This window comes from Altererythrobacter sp. MTPC7 (assembly GCF_042851395.1).
In the GTDB taxonomy this organism is placed as follows: domain Bacteria; phylum Pseudomonadota; class Alphaproteobacteria; order Sphingomonadales; family Sphingomonadaceae; genus CAJXSN01.
The window spans coordinates 1-13,968 of sequence record NZ_BTGS01000015.1 but is presented as its reverse complement, the minus strand read 5'-3'; the positions used below and the strand labels follow the sequence as shown (position 1 = coordinate 13,968).

20 protein-coding genes are annotated in these 13,968 nt (G+C 63.9%); 13 read left to right on the top strand and 7 right to left on the bottom strand.

Going from position 1 to position 13,968, the window contains the following annotated elements:
* Position 1 precedes the first annotated feature (1 nt).
* From ACGHJ7_RS12580 to ACGHJ7_RS12555, 6 genes are all read left to right on the top strand, one after another.
* A complete protein-coding gene (locus ACGHJ7_RS12580; protein ID WP_390478222.1) occupies positions 2–373 on the top strand; it encodes a dihydroneopterin aldolase in 372 nt (123 codons plus the stop codon).
* On the top strand, positions 370–747 hold the full coding sequence (locus ACGHJ7_RS12575) for a Rossmann fold domain-containing protein (protein ID WP_390478220.1): 378 nt from the start codon (positions 370–372) through the stop codon (positions 745–747). Before ACGHJ7_RS12580 ends, ACGHJ7_RS12575 begins: the two co-directional genes overlap by 4 nt.
* Positions 744–1,745, top strand: coding sequence for a GTP 3',8-cyclase MoaA (gene moaA / locus ACGHJ7_RS12570; protein WP_390478217.1), 1,002 nt, complete (start codon positions 744–746; stop codon positions 1,743–1,745). The genes ACGHJ7_RS12575 and moaA overlap by 4 nt, the downstream gene beginning before the upstream one ends.
* A 2-nt stretch (positions 1,746–1,747) precedes the next feature.
* Positions 1,748–1,987 (top strand): MoaD/ThiS family protein, encoded by a 240-nt coding sequence (locus tag ACGHJ7_RS12565; protein ID WP_390478215.1) that lies wholly within the window; start codon positions 1,748–1,750, stop codon positions 1,985–1,987.
* Positions 1,980–2,468: a molybdenum cofactor biosynthesis protein MoaE gene (locus ACGHJ7_RS12560; RefSeq protein WP_390478212.1), complete on the top strand. Its 489-nt coding sequence runs from the start codon at positions 1,980–1,982 to the stop codon at positions 2,466–2,468. Before ACGHJ7_RS12565 ends, ACGHJ7_RS12560 begins: the two co-directional genes overlap by 8 nt.
* A gap of 81 nt (positions 2,469–2,549) precedes the next feature.
* Positions 2,550–2,987, top strand: a complete 438-nt coding sequence (locus tag ACGHJ7_RS12555; protein WP_390478209.1) for a hypothetical protein — start codon at positions 2,550–2,552, stop codon at positions 2,985–2,987.
* Positions 2,988–2,997: 10 nt separating this feature from the next.
* On the opposite strand, the gene ACGHJ7_RS12550 is transcribed toward ACGHJ7_RS12555, so the two are convergent.
* Together ACGHJ7_RS12550 and ACGHJ7_RS12545 are read right to left on the bottom strand one after the other, a co-directional pair.
* A complete protein-coding gene (locus ACGHJ7_RS12550) occupies positions 2,998–3,690 on the bottom strand; it encodes a Crp/Fnr family transcriptional regulator (RefSeq protein WP_390478206.1) in 693 nt (230 codons plus the stop codon).
* Positions 3,690–4,199, bottom strand: coding sequence for a hypothetical protein (locus tag ACGHJ7_RS12545; protein WP_390478203.1), 510 nt, complete (start codon positions 4,197–4,199; stop codon positions 3,690–3,692). The genes ACGHJ7_RS12550 and ACGHJ7_RS12545 overlap by 1 nt, the downstream gene beginning before the upstream one ends.
* A 259-nt stretch (positions 4,200–4,458) precedes the next feature.
* On the opposite strand from ACGHJ7_RS12545, the gene rplU reads away from it, so the two are divergent.
* The 3 genes from rplU to ACGHJ7_RS12530 all read left to right on the top strand — a co-directional run bounded on the left by rplU (position 4,459) and on the right by ACGHJ7_RS12530 (position 5,957).
* Positions 4,459–4,917, top strand: a complete 459-nt coding sequence (gene rplU, locus ACGHJ7_RS12540; RefSeq protein ID WP_390478202.1) for a 50S ribosomal protein L21 — start codon at positions 4,459–4,461, stop codon at positions 4,915–4,917.
* Positions 4,918–4,929: 12 nt separating this feature from the next.
* On the top strand, positions 4,930–5,199 hold the full coding sequence (gene rpmA, locus ACGHJ7_RS12535; RefSeq protein ID WP_390478200.1) for a 50S ribosomal protein L27: 270 nt from the start codon (positions 4,930–4,932) through the stop codon (positions 5,197–5,199).
* A gap of 218 nt (positions 5,200–5,417) precedes the next feature.
* The gene (locus ACGHJ7_RS12530) at positions 5,418–5,957 is read left to right on the top strand and encodes a GNAT family N-acetyltransferase (protein ID WP_390478197.1); all 540 of its coding nucleotides are present in this window, start codon (positions 5,418–5,420) and stop codon (positions 5,955–5,957) included.
* A 77-nt stretch (positions 5,958–6,034) separates the two neighbouring features.
* On the opposite strand, the gene ACGHJ7_RS12525 is transcribed toward ACGHJ7_RS12530, so the two are convergent.
* Both ACGHJ7_RS12525 and ACGHJ7_RS12520 read right to left on the bottom strand, forming a co-directional pair.
* A complete protein-coding gene (locus tag ACGHJ7_RS12525) occupies positions 6,035–6,925 on the bottom strand; it encodes a metal-dependent hydrolase (RefSeq protein ID WP_390478194.1) in 891 nt (296 codons plus the stop codon).
* 52 nt (positions 6,926–6,977) lie between these two features.
* Positions 6,978–7,052: a hypothetical protein gene (locus ACGHJ7_RS12520; RefSeq protein WP_390478330.1), complete on the bottom strand. Its 75-nt coding sequence runs from the start codon at positions 7,050–7,052 to the stop codon at positions 6,978–6,980.
* On the opposite strand from ACGHJ7_RS12520, the gene ACGHJ7_RS12515 reads away from it, so the two are divergent.
* Complete coding sequence (locus ACGHJ7_RS12515; protein ID WP_390478191.1) at positions 7,039–7,647, top strand: TetR/AcrR family transcriptional regulator; 609 nt, start codon at positions 7,039–7,041, stop codon at positions 7,645–7,647. The two genes, ACGHJ7_RS12520 and ACGHJ7_RS12515, sit on opposite strands and share 14 nt — an antisense overlap.
* Positions 7,648–7,675: 28 nt before the next feature.
* Here ACGHJ7_RS12515 and ACGHJ7_RS12510 read toward each other — a convergent pair whose 3' ends face one another.
* Positions 7,676–8,410, bottom strand: coding sequence for a YgfZ/GcvT domain-containing protein (locus ACGHJ7_RS12510; RefSeq protein WP_390478188.1), 735 nt, complete (start codon positions 8,408–8,410; stop codon positions 7,676–7,678).
* Between the two features lie 131 nt (positions 8,411–8,541).
* Here ACGHJ7_RS12510 and pyrC point away from each other — a divergent pair, with 131 nt between their 5' ends.
* Positions 8,542–9,576: a dihydroorotase gene (gene pyrC, locus ACGHJ7_RS12505; RefSeq protein WP_390478187.1), complete on the top strand. Its 1,035-nt coding sequence runs from the start codon at positions 8,542–8,544 to the stop codon at positions 9,574–9,576.
* Here pyrC and rarD read toward each other — a convergent pair.
* A complete protein-coding gene (gene rarD, locus ACGHJ7_RS12500; protein WP_390478328.1) occupies positions 9,557–10,492 on the bottom strand; it encodes an EamA family transporter RarD in 936 nt (311 codons plus the stop codon). The genes pyrC and rarD overlap by 20 nt on opposite strands.
* A gap of 208 nt (positions 10,493–10,700) precedes the next feature.
* Here rarD and ACGHJ7_RS12495 point away from each other — a divergent pair, with 208 nt between their 5' ends.
* A complete protein-coding gene (locus ACGHJ7_RS12495; protein WP_390478184.1) occupies positions 10,701–11,177 on the top strand; it encodes a glycine zipper 2TM domain-containing protein in 477 nt (158 codons plus the stop codon).
* Positions 11,178–11,382: 205 nt separating this feature from the next.
* The gene (locus ACGHJ7_RS12490; RefSeq protein WP_390478181.1) at positions 11,383–12,096 is read left to right on the top strand and encodes a hypothetical protein; all 714 of its coding nucleotides are present in this window, start codon (positions 11,383–11,385) and stop codon (positions 12,094–12,096) included.
* A 27-nt stretch (positions 12,097–12,123) separates the two neighbouring features.
* Here the strand turns inward: ACGHJ7_RS12490 and astD are convergent, their stop codons facing one another.
* A complete protein-coding gene (gene astD, locus ACGHJ7_RS12485; RefSeq protein WP_390478179.1) occupies positions 12,124–13,539 on the bottom strand; it encodes a succinylglutamate-semialdehyde dehydrogenase in 1,416 nt (471 codons plus the stop codon).
* Positions 13,540–13,968 lie beyond the last annotated feature (429 nt).

The window sequence follows — 13,968 nt, the reverse complement described above, 5'->3', positions numbered from 1 at the left end:
GATGGCCGATTCGCTGACCCTTCGCTTTGCCGACATCGAAACCGATGTCCTGACCGGTATCTATTCGGAAGAGACCGGCAAGCCCCAGCCCCTGCGCATCACGATAGAGGTCGGGTACAAGGTTGCCGACAGGTACGAACCGGATACGCCGCTCGAATCCAGCAAGAATTACATGGACCTGAAATTCGCCGCCACCGAGGCCCTGCCCGAAGGGGTGCATTTCAAGCTTATCGAATCGGTCGCGGACCATATCTGCGACACGCTGTTCGCGCAGGACGAGAACGTGCTGAGCGTGACGGTCCACATCGTGAAGCTGGCCATCGCCGTAGGCGCGGAAAAGATCGGTATCACCCTGTCCCGCGAGCGCCGATGACAGGCGCTGTGCCGGGCTCGACGCAGGTCGTCATCGAGACCGGTCCGCTCGCGCCGGGGGCGCTGGAAGCGGCCGCCACTTTCTACGAACGGTTTTCAGGCGCGGTGGCCCATGCCATTGCCGATGGTGCGGGCAGCGTCGTTCTGGTCCTGCCAGCCGCGCCTTACGATCACGCCGACTGGCGACGTGCAGCAGCGCGCGACATGGCACGGCTTCATGCCCCTGTCCGCGTCAATGTGATCGGGGGCGACGATCCCCGCGCAAGGGCGGCCACGACCGAATATCTCGCCATGGCCGAGGCTGTCACGGGACAGTATCTTCCGCTCGAAGCAGGCAGCAACGAATTCGCGCCGGGGCAAGGAGACGTTTGGTGACGGTCGGGCGGAACCTGGTCGATGGTTTCGGACGCCGGATCACCTATCTGCGTCTATCCATCACGGATCGCTGCGACCTGCGCTGCACCTATTGCATGCCGGAGCGGATGACCTTCCTGCCGCGCAAGGAAGTGCTGGACCTCGAGGAGCTGTATGCGCTGGCCCGGGGTTTCATGGATCGCGGCGTGCGCAAGATACGCCTGACCGGAGGAGAACCCCTCGTCCGCCGTGACGCGATCGATCTCGTCCGCGCCCTTGGCCGCCATGTCGGCGATGGGCTGGACGAATTGACGATGACGACGAACGGCACGCAGCTGGCGACCCATGCGGCTGCCTTGCGCGATGCCGGGGTGGCGCGGATCAACGTCTCGCTCGACACGCTGGACCGGGAAACATTCAGGACGCTTTCCCGGCGCGACGCATTGCCGCAGGTGCTGGAGGGCATAGCGGCGGCGAAGGCTGCCGGCATCGCGGTCAAGATCAACACGGTCGCGCTGAAGGGGGTTAACGAGCATGAAATCCCCTCCCTCGTCGAATGGGCGCATGGCGAGGGGCACGGTATCACGCTTATCGAGACCATGCCGCTGGGCGTGGTGGACGAAGACCGCATCGACCGTTTCCTGCCCCTGTCCAGGGTGCGCCGTGAACTGGAGCAGCGCTGGACGCTGAAACCGTCGGACCACCGCACCGGCGGCCCGTCGCGCTATGTCCGGGTGGAGGAAACCCGCGGACTGCTCGGCCTGATAACACCGCTGACCGAGAATTTCTGCGCCGGGTGCAACCGCATCCGTGTCACCACGACCGGGCAGCTGTTTCCCTGTCTCGGCGGCGGAGAACGTGTCGATCTGCGCGCCGCCCTCCGGTCTGAAAAACCACGGGAAAACCTCGAGGCCGCGCTGGACGAGGCTATGGCGATCAAGCCCGAGCGACATCATTTCCGTATTGGTGTGGGCGAAGCGCCTGCGCTGGACCGTCACATGTCGATGACCGGGGGCTGAAGATGGTTCGCGTACTTTTCCTGGGGCCGCTGGCCGATCTCGAAGGGGCGGAGGAACGCGTTTTCGCAGCCCCACTGGATTGGGCCGGATTGCTGGCGCAGGTATCGTCCCGAGTGGCCGAGCAATTGCAGGATAGCCGCGTCCACGTCGCGTGCCGCGGCAGCGTGCTTTCCGACAAGACCGGTCTCGATGCCCAAAAGGGCGACGAGGTTGCACTGCTTCCGCCGGTCAGCGGTGGCTAGGCTGCAGATAGCGACGCCCGCCGATGTGCGCGTGTGGGAAAGCGGCTTCTCCGTGGGGGAGGCGCTGGCTGCATTCAACGCTGCCCATCCGGCGTCGGGCGGTCTGACCAGCTTTACCGGTAAGGTCAGGCCGGACGGCGACGTGAAGGCACTGGAACTGACGCATTACGAGCCGCTGACCCTGCCCGGTATGGAAGTCATTGCGGCAGAAGCGATACGGCGCTGGAATCTCGACGGGGTGCTGGCTTGGCACCGGGTGGGCATGCTTCGCCCCGGACAGGCGATCGTGCTGGTGGCGGCGGCGGCGCGTCACCGCCGCGCAGCGTTCGAGGCGGCAGATTTCGTAATGGATCACCTGAAAACCGCCGCGTGGTTTTGGAAGCGGGAGCGCCGTGGAAGCGGCGACGATGGTGCATGGCACTGGATAACCCCGCGCCAATCGGACCATTCCGACCGGGAACGCTGGCAGCGGGCGGAATAATCTTCGCAGTTTGACCTGCGTCAAAGCGCGCCGACGCGTGTCGGTGCACAAGGTCCTCCGACACCAATGGAGGATTTCCCGATGTCCGATCTTCTCGCCCGCCACGTGCTTGCCGCCAATGCCATCGTTCACGATACCCTGCCTTTGCCGCAGGAAAAGCCGCACGAAGTCGACCGCACCTTCGAAATGCCGAAGGCTCTCTACGGTGTGACCGTGGCGCTCTATCTCGGATTTCTCGGTATCATGGCAGCGGGCATGCGTTCGCCCGGTCTCATCATCCCGATGGCGATCTTCGCCCTGTTCATCGTGGCCGGGTTCGGCGTCCCGGCACTTTGGGCGCGGCTGGACCCGCCGACCGACGCCAGGCCGCTGAGCATGGCGGCGTTTCGCAGCCAGGGCATCATGACCCATACCGGACCGCTCAAATCGCGGGATGCGGCGATCCAGATGCTGATCCTGCCCGTCCTGATCGTTTTCTGGGGCCTCGCCTGCGTGACCATTGCTGCGATCGTGGCCTGAGGGGCAGCCGCTAAAGAGGTCCCGAGAGGGCGGAGAGGCGCGCGGGATCGACCAGTTCGATCCCGCGTTTGCCGTGTCTGGCGATAATGCCATCCTTCTCCAGCTGCGAAAGGCGGCGGCTGACCGTCTCTATCGTGATACCCAGCATTTGCGCCATTTCGCCGCGCGTCAGAGGCAGGTCGAAGGTTCGTGCCGGGTGACAGGGGGAATGGCTGGCCGCATTGGCGAGCGAAAGGATCAGGCCCGCAAGCCGTGTTCCCGCATCCTGCTTGCCGGTCAGTTGCAGCAGGGACCGCGCGGCGTGCAGTTCGTCCTGCGAACGCCGCAGCAGGGCGGTCGCGAGCGCCGGATGCCGCTCCAGCGCCTGCTCCATCGATGCGCGCGAGAATATGCACAGCCGGCAATCGGTCAGCGCGGTAACGTCGTGGTCGGTGAAGGGGCGGAACATCTCGCCGACGAACCCTGCGGGATGGATCAGGGCGAGGATGCGTTCCTCTCCCGCTGCATCGACCGACGACACCTTGAGCGCGCCGGTCAGCAGGGTGGCACAGGCATCGTTATCGTCGCCTGCGGAAAAGAGGACCTCGCCTCTGGAGAGCAGCCGCGTCCGGCCGGCGCTTGCCAGGTCGGTCCGCTCCTGATCCGACAGGACTGCGCAGGCGGCCCGGTCGCGAACAGGGCAGGAGGCGCATTCCAGGTTCACTAGCGAATCCGTGAACGCAGGCCTGCCAATACGCGGTCTTCCTCTTCGACCAACGCGGTGACTTCCGCATGGGCCTCTGCGATCTCGGCTACCGGGTCGAAGGCGGTCGCCTGCGAGACGAGAAGCTCGTCGAGATCAGCCAAGGGAATGGCCGTTCGCGAACGCTGGGTTTCAAGATCGGCCAGGGCGACCTGCGCACTCGCCCATGCATCGCTGGCGCGGGCCGCACCGGCGCCTGCGGCGACGGCACGGCGAGCCGCCGGGGCCGAGCGGAGGAAACGCTGGTGCGCCGACGCGGCCTCGCTTCGCAGGTCAGAGACTTGTCGCAGAATGTCCGCTCCGACAACGCGCGGTGGAGGCGGGGTGGGTTCGGCTGGGGGAGGGGCGTCGATCGCGCCGCGCGGCCGTTCGGCGTCGCGGATGGCGAGAGAGGGATAGTCGCTGCTCGCTGCGGCACATGCGGACAGGGCGAGAAGGACGGCTGGCGCCATGAGAAGCTTGAAGGTCATCGTCGGACTTTCCATACCATGTGCCCTTACCACGTGCGGGGGGCCGCGCCACCCTGCATGGTGGGCGACACCCGACCGGATAATGGGGATGCGGGGAAAGAGTCCGTGCCGCGCCAGATTCCGGGCGATCGGTCGTTGACTTGGCGGCCGCCGTGCCTTAACGGCGACCATCTTTCCGGGCACTGCCATCAGGCGGTTCGTCCGGCGCGCCGTTCCTGCAAGGGGTCGGCACAGCAACTAAAACGGAAGTAGATAAGCCATGTTCGCTATCGTGCGCACAGGCGGCAAGCAGTATCGGGTTGCCGCCGGAGACAAGATTGCAGTCGAAAAACTCGCCGGGGAAGCTGGCGAGACCATCACGCTGGGCGACGTCCTGCTTGCAGGTGAAGGCGATTCGATCGCCGATGCCAGCAAGGTGACGGTGTCGGCCGAAATCATCGCGCAGGCGAAGAGCGAGAAGGTGACGGTTTTCAAGAAGCGTCGCCGTCACAACTACCGCCGCAAGGCCGGTCATCGCCAGATGATGACCCTCCTGCGCATTACGCAGGTCGGTGACAGCAAGGCCGAAAAGGCCGCGCCGAAGAAGGCTGCGAAGGCCTCCGATGCTCCGGCAGAGGAAACCAAGGCGGCCCCGAAGAAGGCTGCTCCGAAGAAGACGAGCGCTGCGAAGAAGCCCGCAGCCAAGAAAGCGGCCCCGAAGGCCGACGACAAGAAGTAAGGAACCCGGACCATGGCACATAAGAAAGCAGGCGGTTCATCCCGCAACGGCCGCGACTCAGCCGGCCGTCGTCTTGGCGTCAAGAAATTCGGCAGCGAGGGCGTTCTTGCTGGCAACATCATCGTGCGTCAGCGCGGCACCAAGTTCTATCCCGGCACCAATGTCGGCATGGGCAAGGACCACACTCTGTTCGCGCTCGAAGACGGCGTGGTGCGATTCCACACCGGCAAACAGGCGCGCAAATACGTATCGGTCGATGCGATTGCGGAAGCAGCCGAATAAACGGACGGTTCGATAAGGGATCCGTCCACCGGGACGGTCCCAGCCGGGTTTACCACCGGCACACGTAGAGGGAGATGGGGCTTTCCTGGTTCACAGGGAGCCCGTCTCCCTCTTGTCGTTTCTCCCTCTCCGGTCAGCCGATTTTGCGATTGGCGACAGGAAACCGTCATGATGCACCGCTAGTTGGATGCATCGGGGCACGGATGAGGAGAAGTGCAGTGTTTCATCGCAGCGAAAGATTGCTGCTCAGGCCCCCATGGCCAGAGGACTGGAGCCAGGTGCTCGGCGGGATCGCCGACGAAGGCGTCGTGCGTAATCTCGCGCGCGCCCCGTGGCCCTATTCACCCGAAGATGCGCGCGCATTTGTCGAGCTGCCGATCGCCTTCGATTACCCCCGCTTCCTGATCACCCGGGCCGACGATGCGTCCCTGGTCGGCTGCGTAGGTATCGATCCGCTTGATGGTGATGTGGAACTCGGCTACTGGATCGCGCGGCAGCACTGGGGTCAGGGCTATGCGACGGAGGCCTGCCAGGCCGTGCTGGAAGTGTCGCAGACCCTGGGGCATGGCCGCGTAGTCGCAAGCCATTTCCTCGACAATCCCGCGTCCGGTAGGGTGCTGGAGAAGCTCGCCTTCCAGCCCACGGGCCGGATCGTGGAGCGCCATAGTTGCGGCCGCGGTGAAGCCGCGCCGACCGCCGAATATGCGCTAAGTCTGGGCGAGGGCGCTTTGCTTCAGGCAGAACGCCGCGCCGCCTGATTCCGCCGGACAGCGTACAAGAAAAAGCCCCGCTACCGCGCAAACGGTACCGGGGCTTCTCCTTGGAGAGAGGTTTATTACTCCGCAGGCAGCAATGCGGCTTCGAATTCGCCTTCATACTTGCCGATCAATTCGCGGTCGTCATGGTCCCACGGATGGAAACCCGGCTTGAAATAGGACAGCCAGGCGGGGAAAATCCGGCGCACGACGCCGGGGCTGACGGTCAGGTACTTGAAGAGGCCCCAGCGCGCCTTCCACCCGGTGATGCCGTCCTGGGCGAGAAGCTCGATGGTGTCGGCCCAGCGGTTCTTGAAGAAACGCGCCGTCACCAGCAGCATGGTCAGCGAGCGGACCTTCCACGCCTTCCAGCCGCTCCAGTCGCGCGTGGCGTGCAGCCAGGTATCGTAAGCCACGCCCTTGTGCTCCACCTCTTCCACGGCGTGCCAGCGCCACATGTCGCGCACTTCGGGATCGGCATTCTCGAAATGCTTCGGGTTGGCCAGGAATTCGTGCGCCATCATGGCCGTATAGTGTTCCAGAGCCATCGTGACCGCGAGGTTGGCGATAGCGGGCCGGCCCTTCGTCAGTTCCAGCATTTCACGGACCCGGTCGTCGATCTTCGCGATGTCGTAACCCGCATCGGAAGCCAGGCGGTTGAACGCGATGTGTTCGCGCGTGTGATTGATTTCCTGCCGCACGAAAGCGCGGATCTCCGCCTCCAACCTGGGGTTTGCGCCTTCGCCGGGCTGGGGCCGGTGCGCCTTCACCGCCTCGATAAAGAACGCTTCTCCGCGCGGGAAGGTGGCAGACAGCGCATTGTGCCACGCCGTTCCGAACGCATCACCGGCCCACCAGCGATTGGGGGAGGTGTTGCGGTTGAACCGTTCGTCGCGGATGCGAATTTCCAGATCGGCGGGGCTTCCCGAGGGGGAGGTAGCTTCGGACTGGATGGAGGTATGGGCGTTCATGGCGTCCTCGATTTAACTTACAATGATGTCAATAACGTTACTGACATATATGTCAATAAGCGATTTGCAGCGATGCTTGTCGCAGGCGCGAGCGCACTCTATCAGCGGCTGCAATGGCCACTCGCAAAAGACTTTCGCCCGAGGAATCGCGCGCTTCCGCACTTTCTGCCGCCCGTGCCTTGCTGATCGAGGCGGGGCCCCAGGCGGTTACGCTGAAGGCGGTGGGCGCACGGATCGGGCGCACCCATGCGAACCTGCTGCATCATTTCGGCTCGGCGTCCGGCCTGCAGCGCGCGCTTGCCTCGCATCTTGCGGAAACGGTCTGTGAAAGCGTTGCGGAAGCGGTGCGGGCCAATCGCGCCGGGCTCGGTACGCCGCGCGAAGTGGTCGATATCGCGTTCGACGCTTTCGACAAGGAAGGCGGGGGCGCGCTCGTCAGCTGGATGCTGGCGACGGGCCACGAGGATTCGATCGAACCCTTCGTCGAGACCATTCATAACCTCGTGCACGACCTCCATCCGGAAGAAAGCGACCGCGAGGAAACGCGCGTTGCCCACGAGGCGACGCTGGCGGTCGTGCTTCTGGCTCTCGGCCAGTCGCTGATAGGCGCACCGCTGGCGCAATCCCTGAAGCTGGGAAGCTCCACGGCGCGCGACATGGCGGCCAACATCATCGATGCGTCCCTGATACAGGCTTCGATGGACAGGGAAGGGGCGGGGTAGGGCGCGCCGGCCTGGACCGGCAGGCGGGTCAGTCTTCCGCCGTCAACCGCATCCACTCCGGCGTCACGTCGGGGTCGATATCGGCGACACGCATATGGGCGACGACCAGCCCCAGGTCGTCATGCGCCTTCTTCACCCGCTTCTCCTCGGCCCGATCGGCAGGAAGAACGATCAGCCGCCGATTGACCTTCTGGCGCCAATTCATCCGGGCAGTGTTCTCCTGCCCGACATAGCAACCCTTGGCGAAGCTCACCCCGTTCAGCTCGGCAGCGTTTGTTTCCAGCCACAGGATGTCACCGAGTTCCTCGCGGCCTTCCGGCACGCCGAGCGAAAGGCGGTGGTTGCGCCATGCCGCATCGGCCGCTGCGTCCGCTTCGCCAACCGGAGCGATCCAGCGCTGGCCCAGAGCGGGCAGTCTTGGATCCGGAGCGCCGCCGTCGCCTTGCTGGGCCTGCCAGTAAACGCCGAACCCGGCATCTACCGAAATGTCGATCTTTCGGCGCAACCGGTAGAGGGACAGCCGCTTGACCAGTTCGTCAGCCACGGCCGCTTCGCAGTCGAGCATCAAGCCGCCGTCGCCCGCAGGCCAGACTATCATGTCGAACAGGCACTTGCCCTGCGGACTTAGCAATCCGGCGTAGGCGGGAAGCGGCCCTTTGACGTCATTGGTCAGCAGGCCTTGCAGAAAATCGGGGACGTCCTCGCCTCCATCGGAAGGGGTCAGTCGCACGAGCGCGCGGTCGAACAGTCGGGAAGCGGTCATACCGGACAAACTGGGCCTTCCTGCGATGCGGTCAAGGGAGAGTGTCCCTAATCCGGTTCGTTCCGGCAATTCGCCCGCCCTTCTGCAAAGCGTCTGGAAACAGGCCGTGCGCCTCCTTATGGCAGGCGCCGATGACACAGACACTGACGATCCGCCGCCCCGACGACTGGCACGTTCACCTACGCGACGGCGCCATGCTGGCCGATGTGGTCCAGTATACTGCAAACCAGTTCGACCGCGCGATCGTGATGCCGAACCTGTCGCCGCCCGTGACGACCTCTGCCGCGGCGGCTCAGTATCGCGACCGCATATTGGCGGCGCTACCGGATGGGTCCGGCTTCACCCCGCTCATGACCTGTTACCTTACCGACGATACCGATGCCGACGACCTGGCTGAGGGGTATGCTTCCGGTATCTTCACGGCGGCCAAGCTGTATCCGGCGAATGCGACGACCAATTCCTCCCACGGGGTCAGCGACATTGCGAAGCTGCGCCCGGTATTCGAACGCATGGCGCAGATCGGGATGATCCTGTGCATTCATGGCGAGGTGACCGATAGCGACATCGACATATTCGACCGCGAGGAGGAGTTCATCCGCCGAACGCTGGCGCCGCTCCATGCCGACCTGCCCGAGCTGAAGATCGTCTTCGAGCATATCACGAGCAAGGATGCGGTCGATTTCGTGAATGACGCCGGGCCAACGGTCGCCGCGACGATCACTCCGCAGCATCTCCACATCAATCGCAATGCCATGCTGGTCGGCGGCATACGGCCACACAATTACTGCCTGCCGGTGGCCAAGCGGGAAACGCACAGGCTGGCTCTGAGGGCGGCGGCGGTTTCCGGCTCCCCGAAATTCTTCCTCGGCACCGACAGCGCGCCCCATGCGAAGGATGCGAAGGAAACCGCCTGCGGCTGTGCCGGTATCTTCAATGCGCCCTTCGCCATCGAAAGCTATGCCGAAGTCTTCGACCAGGAAGGCGCGATGGACAGGCTGGAAGGGTTTGCGAGCGAATTCGGCCCGGCATTCTACGGACTGCCGCTCAATGAGGGCACGATCACGCTCAAGCGGGAAAGCCACGTAGTGCCCGAAACGCTGGAAGCCGGCGGCGGACCGATCGTTCCTTTCCATGCCGGGCAGGAACTCAGCTGGCGGCTGGCCTGACGCGCGATTTCGACCAGAGGTCCCAGACGAACAGCGCCAGCGCGATCCATATCAGCGCGAAGCACAGGGCCTGCGCCGGCTTCAATTCTTCCTCGAACACGGTCAGGCCCAGCACGAAGACGATGGTCGGGGCGAGGAACTGGATGAAGCCCAGCGTGGAATAGGCCATGCGCTTTGCCGCCACGGCGAACAGCCATAGCGGAATAGCCGTCAGCACGCCGCCAAGGATGATTGCGAGACTGAGGAGCAGCGAATCGTCGAAGGCGCTTCCTGCGGGGGAAGCCGCGTACCATGCGGCAATGCCCATCGCGGGCAGCAGCAGGAGCCCGCTTTCGACCGTCAGACCGGGTAGGGCACCAACCGGCACACGCTTTCTCAGCAAACCGTAGGTGCCGAAACTGAATGCCAGGGTCAGGCTGATCCACAGCGTGGTCAGCGCACCTGCGGCGAGGACCGCTACGCCGGCAGCGGCAAGCGCGACCGCGGTCCATTGAAGGCGGGACAATTTCTCGCCCAGCAAAACCGTCCCCAGCAACACGTTGAGGAGGGGATTGATGTAATAGCCGAGGCTGGCCGCGTAGACATGGCCCGTCTGGATTGCCCAGACATAGACGAACCAGTTGATCGCAATCAGGGTCGCGGTCGCCAGCAGGATCTTCAGCGTCTGGAAATTGAACAGGGCCGCGCGGATCTCGCCCCATTGTCCGCGCACGCTCACGATGAGCGCGCAGATCGGCAGGGTCCAGACGATGCGCCAGCCAACGAACTCGAAAGGCGGCACGCTCGACACCAGTATCAGGTAGAGCGGGAGGAGCCCCCAGATCAGATAGGCTGCGAGCGCAGCGGGTAGTCCGGAGCGGCCCGAATCAGAGGTGCCGGGGTCACCGGTGGGGAGAGCGCCCTGCGGCGCCGGGATGTCGGATGTGCTCACCCGCGCCGGGTAAGCCGCTGCAACCAAAGCAGCAACCGTCAATTCGTCTGCCGGATTGCCTCGCTTCATCGCAAATTCGCAATCTGACAACGCGGTTGCATTCCGTTCAGGAAACAGGGCGTATTGCTGAACGTGTCGAAGGGGTCACGGTGGACGGCCCGGCAGACGACCAAACGAACCAAGGAATTACGCAATGATCAGCACCGCCAAGACCGCCACCCTCGGCCTCATCGCAGCCGCCGGTATGGCCATCTCCGCTCCTGCCGCTGCCGCACCTGCCGGCCACGGTATCGCCGCCAATACGTCGTTCGGCGTGTCCAGCGTCCAGCCGATGGGCGACATGCAGTTCGAGCACGGTCGCAAGCATCACAAGCGGTACAAGCGCGGTCGCGGCCACCAGAGCAATTATTACGACCGGGGCTACACCCAGCAGCGCGCCTATTACGGCGAGCCGGTCTACCGCGATACCCGCGTGTGGCGCGATCGCCGCGACGGCCAGTATTACTGCCAGAAGAAGGACGGCACGACCGGTCTGCTCATCGGCGGTGCAGCCGGCGCCCTGATCGGCCGTGAAGTCACCCGGGACCGCACGCTGGGTGCGATCCTCGGCGCAGCTGGCGGTGCCCTCCTGGGCCGTGAAATCGACCGGGGCGGCTCGCGCTGCCGCTAAGCCGGCCTCGGTGATGGTGGCAACCAGATAATTGATCAACGAACTTCGCCGCCTGCGAGAGCAGGGGGCGGGGCGCGGCACCCCACCAGGCCGTGAAAGGCGTCCCGGTCCGGAATCCTCCGGTCCGGGACGTTTTTGCATGGAAGCTGGACAAGATCGCGCACATTAGCGCGGTCTTTACCCTGATCGCGCTAGGCCGCGCGCGATGATGCGCGTTTTTCTCCCCCTGGCTGCCATGGCTATCCTCGCCGGATGCGGCGAAGGCGACGATCAGGCCTTCCTGCCGCCCGAACGGGATCCCGTAGCGGTCCAGGCGGTCAACGATCAGATCATGACCGACCCCGACCTTTCCAGCCGGAACGAGGCGAATGCCGCGCTGACATCCAGCACGGAAAACACGGTGCCCCCCGTGGTCGGTACGGCAGAAGCGATCGAGACGGCCAAGGCACAGGCTGCCGAATTGCTGGGCAAGAGGGTTCCGCCGCTACCCCCGGTAACCGAACCGGACGAAGAGGAATTCATACCGGCCAGCGCGGCCATTGCCCTGCAGGACATGGCGGCAATGACCCCATCCTTCCGCCGCTGCGCGGAAGGGGTCGGTTACACCGCTCGCTGGGCCGTGGACTGGCCTTCCGTCCTGCCGATCTACCCGCTTTCGAATTTGCGGGAGGGCGCCGGGAATGTGAGCGGCGACTGCGACCTGCGTGCCGTATCGCTGCTGACGCCCGTTGCCCGTGACGATGTGTCGGCCTTCTACCACGCAAAAGCCCGGGCCGAGGGCATGGATGTCGCTACCGAGATGTTCGGCCCGGCGCATCGCATCACCGCGAGGGGGCGGGGGGTAGAGGCAAGGATTTATACCGTGTCGACGCCTTATGGGCAGACGCGACTGGACATGGTCATTTCAAAAGCGAAATAAGGCGTCCGCGGATGCTATCGCCCTCTATCAGCCGTCCCTGAAGCCGACACCGACACTGGCGCGCGGCTGGTCCAGTTCTGCGCTGGCGACCGGATAGGCACAGTAATCGGCCGCGTAGAAGGCCGCCGGCCTATGATTGCCCGACAGGCCGAGCCCGCCGAAAGGCGCTTTCGAGGATGCCCCGTTGGTCGGCTGGTTCCAGTTGACGATGCCGGCCCTGACACTGGCCCAGAAACGGTTGTAATCCTGCGGCGAGCCACCGATTAGCGACGCCGCCAGGCCGAAGCGCGTATTGTTTGCCTCGGCAATACCCTCGTCCAGGTCCTTCACCCGGATCACCTGCAGGAGCGGGCCGAACAGCTCGACATCCGGCCGGTCTTTCAGCGCGGTGGTGTCGATGATTGCGGGGCTGAGGAAAGGCAGGGAATCGTCGGCGCGCTGCATATGCTTGATCGCCTTCCCGCCATTGGACAGGAAATACAGGAAGCTTTCTACCAGCTGGTCGGCCACGCCATTATCGATAACGGGGCCCATGAACGGGGCCGGTTCGGCAAAGGGATCACCCACGATCAGGCGATCGGACAGGCGCTTCACCTCCGCGATGACATCGTCATACATGCTGTCGACGACGATCAGGCGGCGGGCGGCCGTGCACCGCTGTCCGGCAGTGGTGAAGGCGGATTTGACGATCAGGACCGCAGCGTCGGTCACCAGCGGCGTATCGGTGACGACCAGAGGATTGTTGCCGCCCATTTCCAGCGCGACGATCTTGCCCGGGTTCGTTGCCAGCCGCTTGTTGATGGCGATACCAGCCTGCGCGCTGCCGGTGAACAGGACGCCGTCCGTGCCGGGATGTGCGACCAGCGCTTTCCCTTCTTCCGGCCCACCGACGAAGAACTGCGCGACAGCGGCGGAGATGCCCGCCTTGTTGAAGCATTCCATCAGCAGTTCGCCCACCGCCGGGGTCTTCTCGCTCGGTTTGAAAATGACGACGTTGCCGGCAATCAGCGCGGGAACGATATGGCCGTTGGGCAGGTGTGCCGGGAAATTATAGGGGCCGAGCACGACCATCACGCCATGCGGCTTGTGACGCACCGCAGCCGATCCCCCCAGTGCGCTGTCGAGCTTCTTCTGGCCTGTCCGGTCGGCATAGGCCGTGACCGAGATGTCGACTTTGTTGATGACGGCCTCGACCTCGGTATGCGCTTCCCACAGGGGTTTGCCCGTCTCGCGCGCGATCAGGGTGGCCAGCTTGTCCGATTCCTTGCGGACCTCGTTCGCGAAGCGCCGGACCAGTTCGATACGGGTGGCTAGCGGCTTGGCCGCCCAAGCCGGCCAGGCCCGCCGTGCGCGGTCCACCGCTGCATCGACATCCCCCGTCCTCGCACGCCAGAGTTCCTCGCCGGTGGCAGGTTCGTAAGAAATGATTTCAGGTGTCGACACGCGATCTGTTGTCCTGTCCTGAGTGCGACGACGCTTCAGCCACGAGCAGGTAAGCGTCGTTAACCTTGATGAAAACCCATTAATACTCTTGCACTTCCTGCCGCGATGACACACTGTCCCGTTGCTGAACAGAGGGGGTCAAACGTTTCAGAAGTGCACTTCTCGTCCAATGGCAGCGTTAGACGGGCAGCCTCCAACAATAAAGGCCTGCAGGCCAAACTGCGGGACGATCTGGGATCGCATCGGGTTTAGTCATCTTTTTGACGGGAGGGACTACAATGCAATTTTCCAAGAAGAGGGACCATTATGCGTAAATCGATGATCAAGGGGGCTAGCTACGCCCTGTCCGTGTCGGACAGGCTCTTGCATTCATAAGACTGTCCGTAGCACCCGCTTCGGCTGCCGGCGGTTTTTTGGACACGACCGAAG